We start from the raw sequence: 20,733 nt of genomic DNA on the forward strand, positions 1-20,733 counted from the left end.
GCGAGATGGCGCCGAGCTGCTGCGTCACCTGCGGAGCGCCTTGCAGTCGGACCGACAGGTCGACCGTCTGCCCGCCGAGGCTCTGGTACAGCGCCCGAATCGACTCCACCGATTGGCCGGTCTGCGCGGCGAGCTGCTGGAAGATCTGCTCGTTCTGCTGGCTGACCGCGCCCATGTTGCCGCCGCTGGTGGCGACGGCACCCGACTTGTCGGCGAGGTCCTGGAGGACGCGGTTGAGGTTGCCGCCCGCCTCCGTCATGGCGTTGAGCTGCCCCGACTGGTCGAATGCGGTGCCGTTGACCTGCTGCACCGCCTCGGCCGCCTGCCGCACCGTGTCGCCGTACTGCGCCATCGCCTCGGTCTTGGACCGAGCGGGATTCATGGCGTCCATGGCGGCCTTGAGGGCGTTCAGCTTGTCCTCGGCCGACGCGCCCTTGTCGCCCATGATGCGCATTGCCTCGCCGAGCTCATCCACCCCGGGCTTGACCCGAGATGCCGCCTGCTGGCTGAGGATTGCACCCTGGCGCATCCGATCGAATGCGGCCAGCGCGGGAGCACCAGCGTCACCCATGGCAGCAAGCTGCGACCGGATGTTCTGGTACATCGGCTCGGTTCCGGAGAAGGCCTGCGCCACCTCCTTGTTCGACAAGCCGAGCTTGTCGAACCCGGCGGCGGCCGCCTTCGCCTCATCCGCCTGCTCGTTCAGATCACCCTGGTGGGCCTGCGACACCTGGTACCAGCTGCGCCGCTGCGCCTCGGCCGCGCCCAGCTTCGTCCGGTACGCCTCGTACGCGGATGTGGCGGCCCGCACCGTGTCGTCGTTCATCGCGCCGCGCGACTTCGTGTACGCCTCCGACAGCGTGTCCTGCGCGGATGCGAGCCCCTTCGTCGCGTCCCGGTACGCCTCCGTCGTCTGCTTCGACTTCGCGGCCTGCGACGTGAAGTAGGTGACGCCCAGCGCGGCACCCGTGAGCGCGAGCCCCACCGGGCCACCGAACACTCCCGCGATACCAGCGCCCGCCGCTCGCATGCCGGTGCCGGCGGCCGCCACCGCGCCCGCCGATCGGCCGAACCGATCAGCACCCGCGGCGGCTTGCACGAAGGACTGCTGCATTCGCGCCACCACGGGGGCGCGCTGACCAACCTGCGCGATCATCGACCCGAAGCGGCCCATCGTGACCGACCCGGCAGCACCCGCGGTGACGACCGCGCGGTTCGCCATCGCCAACGTCATGAGCCGCCCGGAGGTGGTGGCCGCGGTGGCACCCAACGTCGTCACCTGAGTGCGCACCCCAGCGAGCGCGGGGCCGACGAGCCGCCACCCCAGCCAGGCAGCGATGGCGCCCACCACGACCGGCTGCATGGACTCGAGCACGGAGTTGCCGAGCTGGAGGACCGGCACGACGGTCGCTGACAGCAACTCGGCGGCGGTCTCGAGCGCGGTGACGAACGTTTCGATACCGACGGCGGCCACGATCGCCGAGGCCTCGCCGAACATCTCGAAGAGGTTGCCCACCAGCGGCATCAGGTCGGCCGCCGAACCGCCCAGCGACGACAGCACCCACATGAGCCGCTGACCCCAGTCGGTGACCATCTCTGGGCCGCCGGCGGAGGTGAAGGCGTCAGAGATGGACGCGAAGATGTCGCGGACCGTCGGTCCCAGCTTCGACGCCCCGTCGGAGATCTTGCCGATGGCGTCGGCGCCCCAGTTCGCGGCGGACGTGAGCGGCCCCTGGACGGCGTCGTAGAACGCCAACCCGGCGTCCTGCGCGGAGTTCTTGAACCGCTCCCACGCGCCGGGTAGTCCGTTCATCTTGGCCGCTGCGACCTCCGCCGCCGCACCCTGCTTGCCCATGGCGTCGCGCATCTTGTCGAACCCGACCGCGCCCTGCTGCGCCGCCACACCGGCGATACGGGCGGCGTCGGACCCGAAGAGGGTGGCCGTGGCCTGCTGGTACATCTGCGGCGTCATGCGCTGCGACGCCGCCTGGAGCTGCCCGAACAGCGACTCCATTCCGACGAACTTGCCCTGCGCGTCGTAAACGGTGAGCCCGAGGTCATCCATTGCCGCCTGGGCGGGCTTGCTCGTATCAGTGAGGGCGAGCAGCGCCGACTTCAGCAGGGTGCCGGCGTCGGACCCCTGGATGCCCGCATTGGCCAGCAAGGACACCGTCGCGGCCGTGTCCTGCATCGACAGCCCGAACTGGTTGGCGACCGCACCACCCTGCTGCAACGCATTCGCGATATCGGTGATCTCTGCCGACGACTGGTTCGCCGCGTTGGCGAGGATGTCGGAGGCGGTGCCGGCGAAGGAGGCGTCCTTGCCGAAGGCCTGCAACGCCTGCGACTGGATCGTGGCGGCGTCGGCGGCGCTGATCTGTGCGGCCGCCGCCAGCTGCAACGTGCCGCGGGCCGCCTGCATCGACTGGTCGACGGTAAACCCGCCCTTGGCCAGCTCCAACATCGCTTGCGCCGCATCGACACTCGAGGTGGCTGCGAGCTGGTTGTCAGTGCCCAGCTCACGCGCCTTCGCGCCCACCTGTGCGACCTGCTGGCTCGACGCGCTCGCCACCGACCGCAGCGTGTTCAAGCTGGTGGTGAAGTCCATGCCGGACGTCACGGCGGACTTCATGGCGGCCGCGACCCCCGCGACCCCGCCCGTCACCCCCGCGGCGGCACCGAGTCCCTTGATGCTCGAGCCGAACGAGGACGCGAAGGTGCGTCCAACCCCGCGGCCGGCGGTGTCGGCGTCACGCTGTGTCGCACCGAGGGCGGTACGGACCTGACGCGGGATGCCGGACGTCTCAGCGACGATGCTGATGTACGCGGTGGCGAGCTCGGCCAACGGGATTCACCTCCTTCGGGTGGTGGTGTTCGGGGACGCGGCGCGGGTCATGCGGCGGCGGTCATCTCCGCTAGGAAGTCCGCGGCGACTTCTCGGGCACGGGCACGCTTGGCCGCCACCTGTTCGACTTCCTCGCTGCTGCGTGTGTCCTCGGTGTCGTCGGGGTCGCGTTGCGGCCCGTACACCGCCGGATGGAACATCTCCGGCACGTTCTCGACCTTCTGGAACAGCCCCAGCGCGGTCAGGAACCGTTGCGACGACACGGTTGTGGCGATCTCAGCGAGCAGTGCGGTGCTGGCGTCGTGGAACTGCCAGCGCGGGTGCATCACACGGTGCAGCTGCATCGACGTGTCGTGTTCAGCGCGCGACACGATCGCGCGAATATCGCCCCACGAGAGCCACGGTTTGCCGAGGTCCCGCAGCCGTAGGCCGCGGTCGATCAGGTCGGATTCAATAGCCTCCGAGTGCTCACTCAGGAGTCGTCGGAGGCTCCGGATTCCCCCGGCGTGATGTCCGACGACGCGCGCAGCTGGTCGACGATCCAATCGATGGTTCGCTCGGGGATCTTCTTCGACGTCGCGAGCGTCTTGTAGTCGGCGGGCGACAGGTACTTCTTCAGCCACCGCACCTTCGTCTCGCGGACAGTCAGCTTCGCGACCAGGTCCTGCGCGGCCTGTGGGAACGGCGCCCGCTCGGCGCTCTCCGCCTCGTCGAGCTTCGCCCGGGCAGCCTGTACAGCCTCGTCATACGACTCCGCGTCCGCGAAGTCTGCGCGCGACGCCTCGACCGATCCCAGCTCCGCACGCGCGGTCGCCACCGCCTTGTCGAGCTCGTCGTTGGCGTTCTGCCACTCGGTGACCTCGTTCTCCGCTTCCAGGTACGGCTTCATCCAGTCGCTGTAGGCGTCGACGTCTTCCGGTGGGAGCCAGGCCAGTCGGGGTGCGTGCACCAGGATGGGGTCGTCGCGGCCCGGGACGGGGATCGCGAGCTGGACCATGTGGTCGGTGGTGGTGGGGGCGGTGGTGTAGCCCTCGGGAATGGACATGTGGCGACCAGGAGCCTTTCGTGGAGCGGTTGCGAGCGATAGCGATCAGGAGCAGCCCCGGCCTGGCGAAAGGCGCGGCTCCTGGTCAAGGAAGGGGGGACACCCTTCACCAGGCCGAGAACAGGACTCGCCACCCCAGCGCCGGGGAACGATGCCCCGGCGGGGGTGGCGAGTGAGTGGGTCAGGGGGTGGGGGTGGTGACGGCCGCGAGGACCCCGTTGTCACGGAACTCCTTGAGGAACTTGCCGTCCTCGCCGCGGTACACGTCCCACGTGACCTCGTTGACCGTCGCGCCGTCGTACTTGTCCTTGATCTCCGCCACCTCGGTGACCTGGCAGATCTCGGCGACGTAGAACTTGCGCTTGGGGCCCGAGCGGGTCGTGATGACGGCCTGCTGGAACGGCAGCGTGTCCGGCGCGTGGTAGATCGTGATCTGCTCACCGTGCGTGCCGGTGGCCTCCTCGATCTCCACGTTGTCGGTGCCGTACACCGACCGCACCAGGTTGTGGTTGTCCACGTCGAGGAACGTGGCCTTGAACCCGTCGGCGAAGTCGTCCTGCACGCCGAGGTAGGTGGCGCCGTCGAAGTCCTTGATCTTCTTCGACGACCGCTTGTACGCCACCGACAGACCGTCATCGGACAGGGTGCCGAGGTTCAGCGCGAGCCACGCGGCGGACAGCGGGTCGTGCGCGTTGTCGGGCAGTTCGAGAACGCCGGTCGGGCCGGCGAACACGACACCGCCGTCGATCGAGTGTGCGACGAACGAGTGCTTGACGTTTCCCATGTGGGGGTGCCCCTTTCAGGCGTGTTCGACCAGGAGCCGCAAGAAAGGTGGTGGTGCTGTGTGTCAGGTCAGGAGGAACAGGGTGCCGGTGAACTGCCACCGCGCGTGCTTTGGCTGATCGGGGTCGTCGTAGTCGACGATCGAGTTGCCCTCCCACTTCGTCACCCAGCCACCTGCCCACGGGCCGCCGCCGGCTGCGTCGCGAAGCGCGTCGTACGCGGTGGTGACGTCCCGCTCGGCCTGCGGGCCGTCGGGCGCCCCCGCATCGGTGGATGCGTAGCACTCGACGAGCAGCTCAGGCCGATCGGTAGTGCGTCCGCGATCCCCGCCGGCGCGGCTCAGACGGACGTACCTGCGAGGGGTGGAGGTGACCTTCTGCGATACCGGCACCCCGGGAAGCGCGGCCACCAGGATCGCCCGGCCGGCCGCCACCACGGACGTCACGACATCGCCCGGATCAGGACGTTGTGCCGTGCATTCGATGCCATCGCCTTCGCATCGGCGGTGTAAACGGTGGTGCGCCAACGGCCTTCAGGTCGCCGCTCGCCCTGGCGCGACCCCACCATGAACGTGCCCGAGCCGATGCGGTTCGCCTCGTCGCAGATGCGTTGCGCCGTCTCGCGCTCTAGCTCGATGAGGTTCGGATCGCGGCGGACGTCGTAGAGCGCCTCGTCGTTCCACTCAATCCGTGGTTGGGGCAAAACGCACCGCCTTCCACGAGCCGGGCGCGTACGACGACCACACCTGATTCGGTCCGCGGTACACGTTCAGCACACCAGACGGCTCGGTCATCCACGTCGCGCGGTCTGCCTCGAACGATTCGATGACCTCCTCGACCACAGCGTCACCGTCTTCGCCGTCATCGGGCGGCACCGTCTGGGTGCCGGTCACCACGAGCACTGTCCTCATCCCGTCACCCTCCTGACGTTGACGACGCCGCCGGGGTTCCACCCGAACGGGCCGTGCCCGTAGTCCTCGACCGGACCGATGACCTCGTACTCGTCGCCCTCGAGGACCAGGCGGTCCTTGGGGCTGCACTCGAACCCGGGCGGCACCAGTACCTCGACCTCTACGACCACGCGGTCATGACCGGCGACCTTCGGCTCCGACCCCATCGGGGCGCCCCAGCCGTACACCGGCTTCGACACGGCGGGGAACCAGAAGTCGGTGACGTTGCCCCAGTCATCGGTTCCCGCTTCCGCGTCGTACCGGCGGTGACCGACGGTGTGGGCGAGCGGGAACTCAGGCATCCGGCTCGTACAGCGGGTACGCGCCGGCCGTGAGGGCGATGCCGCACGAGCAGAGCGTCCCGCCGTACATCAGGTCACACCACACTGAGTGCGCTGACCCTCCGAGCGGGGCGGTGTCGACCGCGAAGATGCCGTCGGTGGCCTCCCGGCACATCTCCTGCAACTGCTCGATCTCCGACGGCCAGAACAGGTTGTTGCGGCGCGTGTTGGAGTCGATCACCTGCTGGTACGGACCGGCGAGCTTCGTCGTGACGGCACCCGACCCGGCGTCGTTCCACCGCAGGATCGCGCCGCGCAGCACCGCTTTCGCCGCCGCCGCGTAGGCGAACGACTCCTTGGTGATGCACGGCGCGACCAGCTCGGCCAACCCCATGGCGTCGGCGATCATCTCCTTGGCCTTCGCCTCCGCGATGTCAGCGAACGGGGTCAGGTCACTGGGTTCCAGCGTTACCGCCGGCATTCCCGCCCTCGTTGCTGCCGTTGCCGGACTGTGCTGCTGCTGCTGCCGCTGCCGCTGCTGCGGTGATGGCGTCGAGGACGTCGGCCTTGCGGCGGGCGTCCCCTGTGATGGTGACGCCGTGCTGCTTGGCGTAGGCGACGAGCTCGGCGACCTTCCACGACTCGTCCGGCGTGCCGTCGGGGACGTCGACAGCCAGCACCCACGCGCCGCCGAGCATGGACTCGCCGAGTTCGTCGTCGACGTTGACGATCGCGCCGTTGGCGGCGTTGCGCAGTCGCATCACGCCACCAGGTTCTCGATGACGGCGAACTGGTCGACGAAGACGTACCAGCCGTAGACGATCTCCGTGCGGAACAGGACCTCGTTGTGGCCAGCGAGGTCGCGACCCGAGTTGTCGGGGTCACCGAACTCGAGCATCCGGAAGGGGAACGACTTCTGCACGCCCCAGCGGACGCCGGAGGTGAAGTTGCCGACGATGGCGCGAACCTTGTTGTCGGTGGCGTCGCCGTCGCGCGGCTTGCCCGAGACGGTGGACGACACCGCGGCGGACACGTTTTCGAACGACGAGATGCCCGCTCCCAGACCCAGCTCGGGGTACTTCTTGCGGCCGTCGGCGTACCGCGCGGTGGAGAGGGTCCACGCGTACTTCGGGTCGAGCGCGACACCCGAGACGGTGTAGTCGTCACCGATGACGAGGCCCGCGGCGGTCTCGAAGTCGATGTCGGCGTTGGCGCCCTGCTCCACCCGCTTGGTGGTGGAGTTGAGGTAGTTCTCCCACCCCGTGATCTCGGTGTTGGTGCGCGGGTTCTTCCGGTAGTACAGACCCAGGTCGAGGCCGCGGGAGATCGCGCGGGCGCACTTCTCCTGGTACTTGGCGAGGATCCCCATCTGGTAGTCCTCGTCGGCCCACATGAACTCGTCGCTGGTGCGCATCTGCACGACCGCCTTGTGCGGCACCGCGGTGACCGTCTGGGGCTTCGCCGAGTCGCTGCCCTTGGCCTGCGACTCCTCGACGAACTCTGCGGTCAGGTCGTCGTCGAACGTGATGATCGTGGTGTCGCCGAACCGCATCGGCTCCTGGCCCGACAGGGCCGCCACGGTCGATCCCGTCTTGGTCTTCTCGACGATGCCGTCCGCGATGTTGGTGGGCAGGTACAGGTCGGTGCTCTTCAGTGCGCCAGCCATGGTCACTCCTTGGGTGGGTTCAGGTGTCCCGCCCGGTCAGCGTCGCCAGAAACTCCTGGTTGCTGTTCGGTCGGGGCCGGGGGTTGCCGCCCTCGCGAGACACGTAGGGCTGGTTCTGCTGCTGCTCCTCGTTGCGAGCAGCCAGGCGCTTCGCCTGGGCGATGAGGGTGTCCTCATCGGTGCCGGTGAGGAACAGTTCGGCGTCCGACGGTGACCCGTCCTCGCCGCGCTTGGTGCTGATGCCGTAGTCGCCGGCGACTCGCAGCCGCAGCGTGTTCGCCTGTGACTGCGCGTACTGCTTCTCCAGCTCCGCGATCCGGTCGTCGGCGGTCTTCTTGCCGTCGGCGGCCGCCCTGAGGTCGTCGTAGTCGGAGTACTTCTCGGACGCCTTGCGGCGTTCCTCGCGGCGGGCCTCGCCCATCATGCGATCGACATCGGCCTGGGTGAAGGTTCCGGCCTGATCGCCGCCACCTCCGCCGCCGTTGTTGCCGTTCTGGTTCTGGCCGCCGCCGTTGTCGCCGCCGCCCCCACCGCCGTTGTTGTTGTCGGTGGGACCGTTGTTGTTCTGCTGCTCGGGCACTGGAAACCTCTCCGTTTGCGTCCCGTCGGACATCTGGCATTCAGCGCGCTGCCAGAAGCGCGTCACCCCCGGGCGGGGGAGGTTCTAGGTGTTGTTCGCGATCCAGTCGCGAACACGGGCCCGATCCGCATCGGTGATGCTGCGATCGGTGGCGCGGTACGGCTTGACGGGCACCGCGCGATGCGAGAACGCTGGCACCGCAACGCACTTGCAGTGGTCGTGCGCACCGAACCGCACCGACGCCTTCGTGTACACCGCTCCGCGACCGATGAGCATTCGGCAGAAGCCGCACTCGCCGCGGCCGGCGCGCTGCCACCCGCGGGCATGCGGGTCGTCCACCGTCGCCGCCGTGAGCAGATCGCGGCTCGCGGTGAACACCCGCAGCACCAGGCCGCCGCTGATCTGCGCCAGCGCGGTGTCCCAGTTGGCCTGCGCCAGCTGGTTGCCCCACCCCGCGAGAGCTTCCGCACCCAACTGGGGGTTGGCGGGGATGTCGGCAGCGAACCGGCCCGGCACGTTCAGCTCCGCACGGTGCTCGTCGTACCAGTCGGCGGTCAGCGTCGCTGCGGCGTCGCCGTAGTCGTCGACGATCGCCGGCAGCACGTCGAACAGGCCGTCGTGCACGGTCGCGGCGTTCAGCTGCGCCCACAGCGCCGCCAGGTCCGCCTCAGCGTTATCGCTGAGCAGGACCAGCTGGCTGCGCAGCTGCGTTGGTGTCGTCGCCACTTGGGATCACAGACGGACGGGTTGAACGGATCGTGTCGAGCAGCGCGCGACCGGTCACCCGGCGACGCTCGGACTGGTACTGACGAATCTCGTCGTCGGTGAAGCCCAGCTTGCGCAGACCCACCGTCGTCTCCGCCAGGCCGGGCACCGCGACAGCCAGCTTCTGGCCCGCGTCCGCCTGCGCGGTGCGGGACACGAACAGCGGAGAGCGGTACCGCGGCGTCATGCTGGCCCACTCGTCGGGAATCGCCGTGAGGCCGTTCTGGATTGCCAGGCCGCGCTGCACCGCGCGACGCAGCGGCACCGACCAGTCATCGGTCGCCCCCTCGGCCTCCGCGATCAGATCCTCACGGGACTCGGCGTAGGCCTCTGCCGAGGTGGGGTTGGCGTAGTCGGTGATCGCCAGCGCCGAGTCCGGCAGTCCCGATTCGCGCGCGAACAGCTTGGCGTAGCTGTTGAGCGCGGCGAGATGCGGTTCGGGCGAGTTGGCCGGGAACTGCTTCACGTCCGCTCGGGCCAGCTCAGGCGGTGCGGTGTCGTCGTCCGGAATGCCCTTGATGCGCCCCAACATGACCCGCCAGTCCGGCTTCAGTGAGCCGTCGGGGTTCTTGAACACCTTGTTGTCCGCGCCGAGCATCCAGAACTCGGGGAACGAGTACACGTCCATGTGACCCTCGAGGCGCACCACCGCGTGCACCGCGCGATCCTGCAACGCCATCAGCGGGCGGGTCAGCCGGGATGCACCGAAGTCGCGGGTCCACGGCTTGTAGCCGAGCGGCTCGACCGGCACGCCCCACGTGTGGCTCGAGCGGGTGACCGACCACCCCGACAGGTCGCGGTCGCACTGCACCACCAGGTTCGGCAGGTACAGCGCCACCCCGTCGGGGTTGCCTTCGTCGTCGAGCGACGTGATGGACAGGAAGTCCGTCAGGCGGCGGGCGCGGGTGTTCCACGTCCCCGTGGCGCACAACGCGTCCTTGATGTGGATGAGCGACTTCGGTTCGTCCCCCACGCCGACGGTGTTGACGACGAACGACACCCCGTGCAGCAGCGAATTGACCTGACCGCCCTTCACGGTGGCGCGCAGCTGGTTCGCTTCCGACAGCTGCTGCAACCCCAGCGACGCGATGTCGCCGTCCGGCCAGTCGAACGTCTCGAGCGCGCACCGCTGCGCCAGCGCGTCGATCGCCTTCGCCGACCAGCCCAGCACCACGCCCAGCTTGTAGTAGATCGGCGGCACGACCGGAGACAGCGCCCGGACCGCCCGCTTGCCGTCGTAGTACGACGACCGCAGCAGGTTGCGCCGGGTCTTGGCCTGCAACTGGGTGAACAGCTTCGTCACCACGGCCTGCTCATCGCGCGTCAGGCCGGGGATCGACAGCGCGGAGGCCGACGTTGCGGTGGTGTCACTCACGAAACGCTCGCCCTCCTCTCGCCCGTGCGGCGCGGCCGGTCATTCTTCGCCGCACCCAGCAACGCCAACGTCACCGCGACCAGCGGGTGGATCTGCACGTTCTTGTCCGACCGGTCCCAGCCCCAGCCACCCGCCTCGCGGATGTCGCGGCGCCGCGCCCCCTCGAGCGCTTTCGTGATCCGCTCCTGGTCGCCGTGCGACAGCGTGGCGGTGAAGGCGCGGGACTCGAACATGCCGCAGGCCTTCGCCATGTCGAACATCGACGACGCCGACACCATCCGGCGCGCCGCCTTTAGCTGCGGCACCAACGCCGCCGCCGGCGACACGTTGTCGATCACGATGGGGATGCGGTACCCCGCCGCGCCGTTGAGGAAGTTCAGCACCTCCGCCGGAGCCGACGAGTGGAACACCTCCTCGACGTGCGCCACCCCATCGGCCAGCCAGCATGCCCCCACCGACAACTGTCGGTCGTGGGACATGTCCACCCCGAACGCATCCGGGGCGACGCCATCGGCCGGGCCGGTCGATACGAGCGTCGCCCACACCGACGGCGCGACAACCTGCTCGAACCCGTCGGCCGGCCAGATGCCCATAGCCTCACGGCGCCACGAGTCATCCGAGGGGATGTTCTCCCGCATTCGCTGCATCGCCTCGAGCGAGGTGCGGTGCGGGTACGACGGGTTGAACGTCGCGAACAACGCCGGGTCGTCCAACTGGGAGTCGGGGGTGTCGGGGTCGGCGGAGATCTCGACGTAGAGCTGGTCCGGAGCGTTGCGGCGCAGCGACTTGCGGCGCTTCGTGGTGAACGCCTCCCCGTCGTCGCCCGGCCGCGGCGGCGTACCGAGGAAGAACACCAGGCCGCCATGCGGATGCTTTGCCGCGTTCGTCGCCGGCACCATGTCCTCGAGTGCCTCGATCGACAGGATCTGCGCCTCGTCGAACACTTCCCAGTCGATCGACTCGAACCCGCGACCGAACCCGCGGGCCCGCGCGCCGAACATGATCTTGGAGCCGTTGGCGAACTCGATCTCCTGCTCGCCGTTCGCCGTCCGGATGCCATCCGAGCGGTTGTCCATCAGGTGGTGACGAATGCCGGGCCGATGCACCATCTTCTGCATCGACTGGAACGTGCGGGTCGTCGTGCGCAGGTGGTGCGAGGTCCACACCACCTGCAAGCCGGGGAACTCCAAGCACGCACCGATCACGATGTTGCCGACCGTGAACGTCTTGCCCACCTGGCGCGGCCACGGCGCCACCACGCCGCCGACAGTGGCGGCGTACTTCCCGTTGGACCGGCACCCCAGGCACACCGTGCCGAAGCCCTGCTGCCAGCGGTCGAACGCCACTCCCGCCTCCGTCAGGCGGCGGTACACCCGCGGGAACACCGAGGTGGTGATGCCCTCCGGCACCACCAGGTGTCGGGTGACCTCCGACAGCTTGCGGTCAGACGGCAGAAGCGTCGAAACGCTCATCGAGCTCCGGGACGCCAGTCAGCAGCGGGTGGGTCGGCGCAACCTGCCGCAGCGCCTCTTCCAGCGCCCGCACCCGCTCCGAGTTGACGGCCGCCGGAGTGGCATCCAGCTCGGCGATCTCGCCCGCCAGGTCCGCCAGCCGCTTCGTCAGCGACGCCAGGTCCCGCGGTGAGCACTTCGGCGACGCCACCGCCCGGGCGATCCGGTCACGCATCGCCTCGAGGAGATCGCGGTGGTCACCCGACCTCGCGGCCGTCGACACCGACTTCGACCGCGCCCGAACAGGGGCGGCAGTCGGGGTGTCGGCAGGGGTGGCGGGCTCTTCACCCGGGGCGACGGCGCGCAGTGGACGAGCGGACAACGCGGTCACCTCCTTGCGGTGAGGCCGGTGGAAACGATGTAGAGGGAGGGATCGCCTATGCCTTGAGGCGCGCGCGCTGCGCCACCCGGGGGGACCCTGCCCCGGGGGCGTTCGATGGCGCCGTCGCGGCTCTGTGCGGCCCTCACGCGCCCCATCGCCTTCGGGTCTGCCAGGTGGCCGCGGGGGGCAGGTGGTTGCTCTTGTGGCGGTTGCAGGCCCGGTGGAATGGGGCCTTGTTCTCGAGCGTGTCGGGTCCGCCTCTGTCGAGCGGGATGATGTGGTCCGCCTGGAAGGCGCGCGGGTCATCCTTGTCGGCGTCGTAGTCGATGGGTTCGCCGGGGAACAGGCACAGCGGGTAGGCGCAGGGCGGCCGGCCTCGAGCGATGATGGCGCGGTGTTTGTCGCGCAGGCTGGTGGACCGTTTCATCGTGGGGCCAGCTTCGCCGCGGCGCGCAGCGCACACCTCTCCCGACACAACCTCAGGGTCATGGGTCGCGGCACGGGGCCGCGGGTGCGCTTGACAGGTGCATCATTCCCGGGTGACGCGCCGCGGTGAAGATGAAGAAACCTCGGGTCTGCTGATGCAGTACTCCCGAGGTTGAACGTCTTCATGTTCGTAAGGAACGTCCATGCTGTCAAGCTCCGCGCCTGTTGCGGCGTGCGTGTCGGTAGTGGGCGTCGAGCACGTCGCCGAGGCGGAAGCACTCGGGCTGGACGTACAGCTGTGGTTCAACCCCCTTCTCCAGGTTGATGAGTGGGCGTAGTGCACCGCGCCGGCGGAGGCGGTAGACGCGTTGCCGGTCGAGTCCGCGCCCGAGGTCGCCGAGCCGTCCCGCTATGACTTCGATCTGCGAGGGGGTGGCGATCTGCCGGTTGGAGCGAGCGATCTCGTCGGCCGTGATGACGCGTGGTGGTGCGGGTGGTGGCAGGTCGACCGCTCGGTACGCCTGACGTAGGCGGTAGGTGATGTCGGTGTGGGCTTCTTCGGTGCCGGGTGTCATGGCGACGACGGAGATGTTCTTCCTCAGCCATGCCGCGGCGGTGATGGTGGTGGTGGCGGTGTCGGGGTAGGGCAGGCCGCGGTGTTCGCACATGGTGTGGCGTACCCAGCTGGTGAGGCTGTTGTGCAGTGCCGCGAGGGCGTTGTCGGCGCCGCCGTGGAAGACGGTGCGGCTGCTGTCGTGGGGTGCGTGTCCACCACCGCCGACGCGCACGATGCGGTCCTGGCGCAGCTTGGTGACGGCGAGTTCCTCGCACAGCGCGGGTACTTCGCCGAGCCGTTGGGCGAGGTCGGCGCGCTCGGCCTTGGGGATGAAGTAGGTGGTGCTCATGCTGTGCGCTCCTTGGGCCATGCGACGACCTCGAGGCCTGCGTGGTGTCGGTCCTTGATCTCGAACGGGAGCGGCCAGCCGAGGTGTAGCGCCCCCATGGCGGCCATGGTCAGCGCGTCGGCCTCGTTGTCGTTCTGGATGCGGTTGTCGGGCCACTGGTCCCGCACGGCGGCGAGCACGTCGGCCTTCTGGGCACGCCCGGATCCGGTAGCCCACTTCGCGCGGGTCCCGGGCGCGCAGACAGCGATCGGGATTCGGCGTGCTCGCAGCGCCGAGTAGATCCCCATCCACAAGCCGGCGCGGTCGAAGGCATGCCCGTGCGCCGAGCCGTAGCTCGGGCCCTCGATGACGACCAGCTCGGCGTCGACGGGGACGCGCTTCGCGACGTGGCGCGCCTGGGCGACGACGCGGTCGCTGCGCTCGTCCCACGACGCGGCGTCGCGGCCGCGGTGACCGACAGCGCGCAGGTCGTCGATGTACGCGCACATCCGGTCGCAGCTGACATGCTGCGGGGTCCAGCGTTCGTGGGCGCACCTGTGCTTGAGCACCGCGATGCCGCACGCGGTCAGCGACGGGTCGATCCCGACGACGCTCACAGGCGGGCCTCCGAGACGATGGCGTCTTTCAGCATCCGGAACTCGTGGCCGCAGATCGCGCACCGCAGCGGGTCCGGCCACTTCGCGAAGTCGTCGAGCCACAGCTGCTTGAGGTACTCGAGGTGGTGGTCGCACAGCAGCCAGACGAACGGGACGTGCACGTGCAGCCGGATGGCCCAGTCGGCGGGGTCGTCGCACACCCTCTCGCCGGCGATGGTCCACTCGCACGGTGCGATCGCTTCGGGGTCGGGTAGGTCGGCGTCGAGCACGTGGCCGACGGGCGTGCACTTCGCCGGCGCCAGGACGGCGTGCGGCGCGAGGTGCCGGATCTCGTGCACCTGGTCGCGGATCCAGTCGCGCAGGCTCGCCAGCGTGCCGGTCATGCGATCACCTGCAGGTGGTCGCACTCGGTGCACTTCACCGTCGACACCCAGCCGGTCACCCGGCCATCACGACCGACGGTGACCGATGCCTGGAACCACGCCTCGCCGCATTGCTCGCAGGTCAGGCCGTCGTACACGTCCGGCCGCAGGGGGATCACGTTGTCGCTCACGACTGGCCCGCCTTCGCCTTCGCTTGGGCCTGGGCCTTGGCGAGCGCCTCGCGAGCCGCCTTCAGGCCGTCGCGGTTGGTCTCGTCCTGGCCGGGGTCGTGCGAGCACAGCTGCAGGCCGCGGTAGCCGTTCGCGTTGCACATCGAGCAGGCGTCGATGGCGGCCTGGCGCGTCTCGGCGTGTGCCCGCGCCCTGGCCGAGACCGCTTCGGCCTCGCGTCGCCGCTGGCGTTCGGCCCACCGCTCGTGGGCCTTGCGGAAGTTGGCGCAGGGCCCGCAGTTCGGGATGTGCTCGTCGAGCGGCGCTGACGCGTGACGAGCGCAGCGAGTCGGCGGTTCCGGGTCGTGGGCATTCGAGGGTGGTCCGTCGCGGTCGCTACCGGGCTGGGACTGGTCGCCGGCCTCACGCGCATGCGCACGCGAACCCCCCAAACCAACCTCCTCCGGAGGTGAGACAACCTCAACCTCAACCACAACCGACCCTTCCGGCATCCCTTCGCCGATCCCTTCCGCGATGGGGTCTGTTTCCCCAGGTCGCCTCATCCCTTCCGCGAAGGGTTCCGGCATCCCATCCGCGATGGGATCAGTGAAGGGTTCCGCGAAGGGTTCGGTGATCCCTTCGGATAGCGCCTCGACATGACGCCGGGCGGCGGTGTGAAGGGCGTCGATCTCAGCGGACAGCTTGTCGCTCTTGATCTCCGGGAGCTCGATCCGCGACAGCTCGTCGACCATCACCGCCGCGAGCTTCGGTGACTCGATGTGCGCGACGGCACGCAGCCCCGACTTGAGTGTGTTCGGCTGCTTGTAGACCTCGTCGACGCGGATGAACGACCGGATCAGCACCTCTCCGGTGTCATCGTCGGTGAAGACGTGGCCGCGGCGCTCGAGGCGAATGAGGGCCTTCTCCATGTCGGCCTCCGACGGCATGCCGTGCTCGTCGCGCATCGCCTTGCGCCACCGCCGCATGTTGATCGGCTGCACCCCGGCGTAGTTCAGCGCCGGCTGGGCGAGCAGTGTCATGAAGAACCAGCGGTCGCTGTGGGACTGCTGGGCGAAGTCCTCGTCGGTGAACATCGAGAACCAGGCCTTTGCGTACTCACGCGCCATCGTGCGCCTCCGTGATGATCTCGGCCGCGCGTGCGCTGGCCTCTCGAACACGACGCCACCCGCAGCCGCAGAAGTAGCGCCACCGGTCGTCCGCACGCGACGTCATGGCGACACGGAGAAGGTCGTCGAGGTCGTCGGTGCTCAGGCCGGCGTCGTGGAACTGCAGGATGGTCTGCTCGAAGTCCCCGGGCAGCTCGAACAGATGCGAGTCGCCTCGCCAGTCCGTCCACGACCACTTGTTCCAGCGAGTGATGAACCAGTCGCACAGCTGGCGGCGGTATGCGGTGGCGGCTGCCCGCTCCTCAGCGGCCACCTGCATTGCAGCGGCCCACACGAGTGCGTCAGCCTTCACCTGCGCGACGATGGGGGCGTCGGGCGACGATGCAGACTTCCCGGCGTTGCAGTCGCGGCACGCGGTCGCCAGGTTGGACGGGTCATCGACGCCACCGAGGGCGACCGGGACGACGTGGTCGACGGTCAGCGGCGCTTCGGGAGCGGTTGCGCCGCAGTACCGGCACTGATGGTTGTCGCGTCGCAGTATCTCGTAACGGAGTCGCTTACTCACGGCCATGGTCTGTCTTCCACTTCTCGTTGGCGGCACGGTTGACGCAGGCGGCGCAGGGGCGATTGGGGAACCCGTTGAGTCGAGATCGACAGCCGGCGGTGCATCGGGGCCAGGGGTCGCCGGCGAGGCGCAGAGACCTCACCTCCCATCGCCTGGCGCCGCGACCATCCGGTCGGCCTCGTCCCGGGCCCGCTCGATGTACGTGCGCCCATCGGCCATCCGCTCGTGCGCGTAGGCGGTGTGGCGGCCGGCGACGAGGTAGCGCCACATGGACGCGACGATCGCGGCGGCGTTCCACCAGCCGAGCGACCGCGGCTGATCCCGCCCGGTGATGGCGACGGCGAGCGCGCGGGACCCGTCAGTGCCGGGGAGGCTCGTGATGGGGTCGTCGGGGATCCACAGGTTGACGATCGGGACTGGGACCTGCACCTGGCCCGCGATGCCCCACGTCGGACGTCCGACGCCGCCGCAGCGCAACGGGTTCGCGACCGCGACGACGCCGATGCACCGGGGCGCGCGACCGCGGATGATCGCCTCGATGCCGACGCAGCAGCCGAGCGAGTACGTGATCATCACGTAGGGCCCGCCGGCCGCGTCGTACTCCGCCACCGCGTCGACGCCGGCGTCGACCGACTGCTGGTAGGTCAGCGTTCCGATCGGCGCGATCTCGGCGCGATACTGCAGCTCATCCCCCGGCACCGGCGCGAGCATGTTCGCCGTCATATTCTCACCGGTGCCGCGAATCTTAAGTCGTCGCATGCTGCCTGCTCCTGAACCGACGGGCGCTCTCGTTGCGGCACTGGCGGCAACCGCGGGAGTGGCCGTACCTCGTTACGTACCGGTAGGTGTTGTCGGCCGTGAACGCGTGCCCGTGATCGCAGTGAGTCTTCGTGCGGTTCTCTGCTGCGGGGCTGATCCCTCTTGCGGTGTTCTCGCGTGGTGTCACCGCCTCGAGGTGTTCGGGGTTGACGCAGCGCGTGTTTCGGCACAGGTGGTCGATCACCAGCCCCTCGGCGATCGGCCCGACGGCCTGCTCATACGCGAACCGGTGCGCCTTCACCGTTTTCCGGTCGTGCACGAACGCTCCGTAGCCCGTCGAGAACAACGCGCCGCGCCACTCCCAGCAGCCCACCGGTGTCACGACGTACTTCGTGGCGAAGCGCTCGGCCGCGGTCCGCAGCCGCGGGGTGACGTAGCGCGGATCGCCGTACAGGCGATCTTTGCGCTCGTGAGTTCGACACAGGCCGCGGCGAAAAGCTGCCGCGCCGCATTCGTCGAGCGCACATGTCGCGCCGCTCACCGCGTCACCTCGGCGGTCTGGACCGCGATGTGCGCGACCTGCTGCTTGTTCGTGTCGTCGATGAGCGGCTCGCGGTCGGGGTCGATGAGGCCGACCCAGTTGCCGACGACCTTGAACACCTTCCACACGCGGCCGCGCGCGGTGACGGTGTCGCCGGGGATCACAGCTCCTCCTCGCTGTGGTGTGGGCCGAACGCGTCGACGCGGAGCCGAGTGACGTGGTCGCGACGGAAGGTGTTGCGCGCGGCCTTCGCTGCGTCGTGGCGGTCGCGGTAGGCCTGGCCGGAGTCGGCGACGATGCGACCGGCCGACGTGAGACGCCAGCGCCAGCCGTCAGCCGCCTCGTAGACGTCGAGCAGGCGCGAGGGCCGGCGCCTCACGACTGGCCCCCGTCGATCGACGAGAACGACGGCCGGCCGGTGTCGCCGTCGCCCTTCGGCTGCTGAGCGTTCGCCTCGGCGTCGCCCCACTCGGGACCCTCGGGCAGATCGCCGTCGCCCTCGTCGCCGGCATCCGGCGCGTCACCGAACAGGCCCGGCTGGTTCTCGTCGACCTCGGTCTCCTCGACCGGCCCCTCCTTCGCCTTGCGGTCGAGCTCCTCGAGCTCCGAGGGCGTCTCGACGCGCTGGCGGTCGTTCAGCGGCCCCTGGTCGCGGTCGTAGACCACGAAGTGCTGCATCTCGATGATGAGGCGCGGCTCCTCGCCCTTCTCGTCGATCAGGTAGCGGGTGCACTGGGCCTTAACCACGTACGTGCGGAGGCTGCCGCGACGCGGCGGGTCCGGGATCGCGAACTCGCTCATCCCGCCGACGAACTTGATCTTCGCCTCGGTGAACACGTAGCCGTCGACCTCGATGCCCGCACCCAGCAGGGCGGTTCCGGCGTAGTTCTCATCGGCCATGGGTCAGCCCTCCTGACCGTCGGCGGGGATCTCGCCGTCGTTCTGAAGCGTTGTGATGACCTTCGCCGCTTCGTCGACGGTGAGGTCCTTCGAGGTGGTGATCTCGCGCTCGATGCATGCGGAGATCCACGCGAGGCCGGTCGCCCGGTCGGCGAGGCCCTTCTCGTTCAGCAGGGCGTGCATCTTCTTCATCTGCGCCTCGGTGATGGTCTTCGGCTTCGGCTGCCGAGTGCGTGGTGCGGCCTGCTGGACCGACTCGGGTCCGGCCGCGGGCTCGCCGTCGTCCGTGCTCGAGGGTGTGTTCTGTGGGCCGCCGAGCATCGCTCGCAGATTCGCCTGGGGGTTGTCGCGCGCCACGGTGACGTCGACGCGGCGGGCGGCGGCCGCGCGGTCCTGCTGCTCCTCGACGATGCCGAGGCCGGACAGCGCGTCGGGTGCAAGGCGCTTCGCCAGGTCGGTCGTGCACCGCGCGTAGAGCATGTTCTCGGGGTACTTCTTGTAGTTCGGGTTCGCAGTAACCAGGCCCGCGGCCTCGGCCTTCTCGATGGTCCACTCGACGCGCACCACGATGTCGGAGTCGCGTCGGCGGCCGGCGAGAACGACGCGTGTCGGTCCGACCTCCTCCTCCCACACGTCGTGACCCGCACGGATCATCAACTCGCGCATCTCCTTCGACATGATGCTGGGCTTGCCCTTCACGACGTAAACGTCCTGCAGGGACTTGGTCCAGTGCCAGCCGAGGGAGGCGCCGAACGCGACCGCGATCGCGCCGTCGGCGGGCTTATTCCGAAAGTGCTCGGCGACCAACGCGGTACCGCAGGCCTTCTCGGCGAGGCCGTAGGCGACCTCGAGGAACTCGGCCTCGGCCTGCAGCGCCGCGAGCTGGTCGGCGCGCGACTGCGCGCTGTTCGCCGCGGCGGGCGCGAGGACGGCGGGGAGCACTTCACTCTCGGCCTGCTGGGTGATCTCGGTGCTGGTCATGCGGCTCTCTCCTTGTTGGTGCGGGGCTTGCGGTTGGCAACGCAGGTCGGGCAGTAGCGGCGTTTCGCTCGGTCGCTGATGCGGACCTGCACGTCGGGTGGGTACTCGTGCCCGTTGCGGCACGTTGACCGGCGCTCCTCTGCGCGGCGCGCTCGCTCGCGGTGGCAGGTCGCGCACTGCCGACCGCCCTTGCCTGACGGTGTCCGGTAGGTGTTCGCGGCGTCGTAGGGGTGACCCTGCGGGCAGTGGGTGCGGTTCGCGTTGGCGTGCAGTCCGTTGACGGCGAGGTCGCGCATGTTGGCCGACTGAGTGCCCCACTGAAGGTTCTTGAGTCGGTTGTCGTAACCGACGTCGTTCAGGTGCCGGCAGACCTGGCCGACTGGGCGCGGCCCGACGAACGCCTGTAGAACGAGGATGTTGACGCGGTGGGTCGTCTGCCGTCCGCCGTCGCTCAGGGTGACCTGCATGTAGCCGGTCTGCGGGTTGCGTTTCTGCCGCAGCACCTTTCCTCGGTAGACCGCTGTCGACCCACCGGTGCGTACGACGGTTCGCGTCACGCTTCGCACCTGTCCCTGGTCGGACACCTCGTAGCCTGCGTGGCCAGGGATGGCTCTCCACTGCTCGCCGGTCATCGAGTGACCACCGTCCGCTCAGCGCGCTCGACGATCGCCTCGGTGCGGTCGACCAGCCACGGCGGTGGCGCAGGAAAACGGATCGCTTCAGGCAGGCCGGGCCATGTTCGTGCCTTCCGGCACCTGGCGTACAGGTCGATCGCGGCGCGGTTGAGGTGGCGACCGATCGCGATGTAGCTGCTGTCTGCAGCCATCAGCGACAGGTCGATGAGGTAGGGCGCCGACGTCTCGACGGCCAGGAAGAAGAAGCGATCAACCGTGATGCCCGCCAGTGCAGCGACGTCGATGTAGAAGGCGGCTTGCTGGAAGTACGAATACTTCTCGATTGAGCGGTCGAAAGCGCCTGCGTCGGAGGTGGTTTTGACATCGACCATTACGCCTGGCCGCAGCCAGTCGGGGCGGCACCGAAGGCGCACGCCGGTCTCGGGGTCGTGAGCGTAGATCGACTGCTCGGCGACGCCCTCCTCGAACAGGACGGGTGCGAGGTCGTGTGTGAAGACGGCGCCGGCGACGCGCTGGGCGTCGAGGAACGCGGCGTGGAGGATCGGCACCTTCCCCGCGGCCCGCGCCTCGTCCCGCGCCTCCCTCGCCGCCTTGGTCCGCCAGTCGTCGTACTTCAGCACCGCGAGGTCCGACCCCTTGCCGAG

31 protein-coding genes are annotated in these 20,733 nt (G+C 68.9%); all 31 read right to left on the reverse strand.

Going from position 1 to position 20,733, the window contains the following annotated elements:
• A partial coding sequence (locus LX14_RS20305) for a phage tail tape measure protein (RefSeq protein WP_253649207.1) occupies positions 1 to 2,845 on the reverse strand: 2,845 nt, incomplete at its 3' end.
• 47 nt (positions 2,846 to 2,892) lie between these two features.
• On the reverse strand, positions 2,893 to 3,216 hold the full coding sequence (locus LX14_RS20310) for a hypothetical protein (RefSeq protein WP_253649208.1): 324 nt from the start codon (positions 3,214 to 3,216) through the stop codon (positions 2,893 to 2,895).
• A gap of 101 nt (positions 3,217 to 3,317) precedes the next feature.
• Entirely contained in the window at positions 3,318 to 3,890 is a 573-nt protein-coding gene (locus tag LX14_RS20315; RefSeq protein WP_253649209.1) for a hypothetical protein, read from the reverse strand.
• Positions 3,891 to 4,071: 181 nt separating this feature from the next.
• Positions 4,072 to 4,674, reverse strand: a complete 603-nt coding sequence (locus LX14_RS20320) for a hypothetical protein (RefSeq protein WP_253649210.1) — start codon at positions 4,672 to 4,674, stop codon at positions 4,072 to 4,074.
• A gap of 63 nt (positions 4,675 to 4,737) precedes the next feature.
• Complete coding sequence (locus tag LX14_RS20325) at positions 4,738 to 5,118, reverse strand: hypothetical protein (RefSeq protein WP_253649211.1); 381 nt, start codon at positions 5,116 to 5,118, stop codon at positions 4,738 to 4,740.
• Positions 5,115 to 5,375 carry a hypothetical protein gene (locus LX14_RS20330; protein WP_253649212.1) on the reverse strand — a complete coding sequence of 87 codons (261 nt, stop codon included), beginning with the start codon at positions 5,373 to 5,375 and terminating at the stop codon, positions 5,115 to 5,117. Before LX14_RS20330 ends, LX14_RS20325 begins: the two co-directional genes overlap by 4 nt.
• Positions 5,356 to 5,565 (reverse strand): hypothetical protein, encoded by a 210-nt coding sequence (locus LX14_RS20335; RefSeq protein WP_253649213.1) that lies wholly within the window; start codon positions 5,563 to 5,565, stop codon positions 5,356 to 5,358. The genes LX14_RS20330 and LX14_RS20335 overlap by 20 nt, the downstream gene beginning before the upstream one ends.
• A 14-nt stretch (positions 5,566 to 5,579) precedes the next feature.
• Positions 5,580 to 5,924: a hypothetical protein gene (locus LX14_RS20340; protein WP_253649214.1), complete on the reverse strand. Its 345-nt coding sequence runs from the start codon at positions 5,922 to 5,924 to the stop codon at positions 5,580 to 5,582.
• Entirely contained in the window at positions 5,917 to 6,384 is a 468-nt protein-coding gene (locus tag LX14_RS20345) for a hypothetical protein (protein WP_253649215.1), read from the reverse strand. Before LX14_RS20345 ends, LX14_RS20340 begins: the two co-directional genes overlap by 8 nt.
• Entirely contained in the window at positions 6,356 to 6,664 is a 309-nt protein-coding gene (locus LX14_RS20350; protein WP_253649216.1) for a DUF7302 family protein, read from the reverse strand. Before LX14_RS20350 ends, LX14_RS20345 begins: the two co-directional genes overlap by 29 nt.
• Positions 6,664 to 7,569, reverse strand: a complete 906-nt coding sequence (locus tag LX14_RS20355) for a phage major capsid protein (protein ID WP_253649217.1) — start codon at positions 7,567 to 7,569, stop codon at positions 6,664 to 6,666. Before LX14_RS20355 ends, LX14_RS20350 begins: the two co-directional genes overlap by 1 nt.
• 19 nt (positions 7,570 to 7,588) lie before the next feature.
• Positions 7,589 to 8,149, reverse strand: a complete 561-nt coding sequence (locus LX14_RS20360; RefSeq protein WP_253649218.1) for a hypothetical protein — start codon at positions 8,147 to 8,149, stop codon at positions 7,589 to 7,591.
• 84 nt (positions 8,150 to 8,233) lie between these two features.
• Positions 8,234 to 8,875 (reverse strand): VG15 protein, encoded by a 642-nt coding sequence (locus LX14_RS20365; RefSeq protein WP_253649219.1) that lies wholly within the window; start codon positions 8,873 to 8,875, stop codon positions 8,234 to 8,236.
• The gene (locus LX14_RS20370; protein ID WP_253649220.1) at positions 8,823 to 10,289 is read right to left on the reverse strand and encodes a phage portal protein; all 1,467 of its coding nucleotides are present in this window, start codon (positions 10,287 to 10,289) and stop codon (positions 8,823 to 8,825) included. Before LX14_RS20370 ends, LX14_RS20365 begins: the two co-directional genes overlap by 53 nt.
• Complete coding sequence (locus LX14_RS20375; RefSeq protein WP_253649221.1) at positions 10,286 to 11,761, reverse strand: terminase; 1,476 nt, start codon at positions 11,759 to 11,761, stop codon at positions 10,286 to 10,288. Before LX14_RS20375 ends, LX14_RS20370 begins: the two co-directional genes overlap by 4 nt.
• Positions 11,733 to 12,122 carry a hypothetical protein gene (locus LX14_RS20380; RefSeq protein ID WP_253649222.1) on the reverse strand — a complete coding sequence of 130 codons (390 nt, stop codon included), beginning with the start codon at positions 12,120 to 12,122 and terminating at the stop codon, positions 11,733 to 11,735. The genes LX14_RS20375 and LX14_RS20380 overlap by 29 nt, the downstream gene beginning before the upstream one ends.
• 142 nt (positions 12,123 to 12,264) lie before the next feature.
• Positions 12,265 to 12,549 (reverse strand): HNH endonuclease, encoded by a 285-nt coding sequence (locus LX14_RS20385; RefSeq protein WP_253649223.1) that lies wholly within the window; start codon positions 12,547 to 12,549, stop codon positions 12,265 to 12,267.
• Between the two features lie 208 nt (positions 12,550 to 12,757).
• Positions 12,758 to 13,453 carry a hypothetical protein gene (locus LX14_RS20390; protein ID WP_253649224.1) on the reverse strand — a complete coding sequence of 232 codons (696 nt, stop codon included), beginning with the start codon at positions 13,451 to 13,453 and terminating at the stop codon, positions 12,758 to 12,760.
• Positions 13,450 to 14,049, reverse strand: coding sequence for a hypothetical protein (locus tag LX14_RS20395; RefSeq protein WP_253649225.1), 600 nt, complete (start codon positions 14,047 to 14,049; stop codon positions 13,450 to 13,452). Before LX14_RS20395 ends, LX14_RS20390 begins: the two co-directional genes overlap by 4 nt.
• On the reverse strand, positions 14,046 to 14,432 hold the full coding sequence (locus tag LX14_RS20400; protein WP_253649226.1) for a hypothetical protein: 387 nt from the start codon (positions 14,430 to 14,432) through the stop codon (positions 14,046 to 14,048). The genes LX14_RS20395 and LX14_RS20400 overlap by 4 nt, the downstream gene beginning before the upstream one ends.
• A complete protein-coding gene (locus LX14_RS20405) occupies positions 14,429 to 14,602 on the reverse strand; it encodes a hypothetical protein (protein ID WP_253649227.1) in 174 nt (57 codons plus the stop codon). The genes LX14_RS20400 and LX14_RS20405 overlap by 4 nt, the downstream gene beginning before the upstream one ends.
• A complete protein-coding gene (locus LX14_RS20410; RefSeq protein WP_253649228.1) occupies positions 14,599 to 15,708 on the reverse strand; it encodes a hypothetical protein in 1,110 nt (369 codons plus the stop codon). Before LX14_RS20410 ends, LX14_RS20405 begins: the two co-directional genes overlap by 4 nt.
• Positions 15,698 to 16,279, reverse strand: a complete 582-nt coding sequence (locus tag LX14_RS20415) for an HNH endonuclease (protein ID WP_253649229.1) — start codon at positions 16,277 to 16,279, stop codon at positions 15,698 to 15,700. The genes LX14_RS20410 and LX14_RS20415 overlap by 11 nt, the downstream gene beginning before the upstream one ends.
• A gap of 132 nt (positions 16,280 to 16,411) precedes the next feature.
• Entirely contained in the window at positions 16,412 to 16,996 is a 585-nt protein-coding gene (locus LX14_RS20420; RefSeq protein ID WP_253649230.1) for a hypothetical protein, read from the reverse strand.
• A 22-nt stretch (positions 16,997 to 17,018) separates the two neighbouring features.
• Positions 17,019 to 17,573 carry an HNH endonuclease signature motif containing protein gene (locus LX14_RS21035; RefSeq protein WP_253649231.1) on the reverse strand — a complete coding sequence of 185 codons (555 nt, stop codon included), beginning with the start codon at positions 17,571 to 17,573 and terminating at the stop codon, positions 17,019 to 17,021.
• Entirely contained in the window at positions 17,570 to 17,737 is a 168-nt protein-coding gene (locus tag LX14_RS20430) for a hypothetical protein (protein WP_253649232.1), read from the reverse strand. Before LX14_RS20430 ends, LX14_RS21035 begins: the two co-directional genes overlap by 4 nt.
• Positions 17,734 to 17,952, reverse strand: coding sequence for a YegP family protein (locus tag LX14_RS20435; RefSeq protein ID WP_253649233.1), 219 nt, complete (start codon positions 17,950 to 17,952; stop codon positions 17,734 to 17,736). The genes LX14_RS20430 and LX14_RS20435 overlap by 4 nt, the downstream gene beginning before the upstream one ends.
• Positions 17,949 to 18,473, reverse strand: a complete 525-nt coding sequence (locus tag LX14_RS20440; RefSeq protein WP_253649234.1) for a hypothetical protein — start codon at positions 18,471 to 18,473, stop codon at positions 17,949 to 17,951. Before LX14_RS20440 ends, LX14_RS20435 begins: the two co-directional genes overlap by 4 nt.
• 3 nt (positions 18,474 to 18,476) lie before the next feature.
• Positions 18,477 to 19,454: a hypothetical protein gene (locus tag LX14_RS20445; protein WP_253649235.1), complete on the reverse strand. Its 978-nt coding sequence runs from the start codon at positions 19,452 to 19,454 to the stop codon at positions 18,477 to 18,479.
• Positions 19,451 to 20,086, reverse strand: coding sequence for an NUMOD4 domain-containing protein (locus tag LX14_RS20450; RefSeq protein ID WP_253649236.1), 636 nt, complete (start codon positions 20,084 to 20,086; stop codon positions 19,451 to 19,453). Before LX14_RS20450 ends, LX14_RS20445 begins: the two co-directional genes overlap by 4 nt.
• Positions 20,083 to 20,709 (reverse strand): PD-(D/E)XK nuclease-like domain-containing protein, encoded by a 627-nt coding sequence (locus LX14_RS20455; protein ID WP_253649237.1) that lies wholly within the window; start codon positions 20,707 to 20,709, stop codon positions 20,083 to 20,085. Before LX14_RS20455 ends, LX14_RS20450 begins: the two co-directional genes overlap by 4 nt.
• Between the last annotated feature and the right edge of the window lie 24 nt (positions 20,710 to 20,733).

Origin of the sequence: Williamsia deligens (assembly GCF_024171765.1) — a bacterium.
Lineage (GTDB): Bacteria > Actinomycetota > Actinomycetes > Mycobacteriales > Mycobacteriaceae > Williamsia_A > Williamsia_A deligens.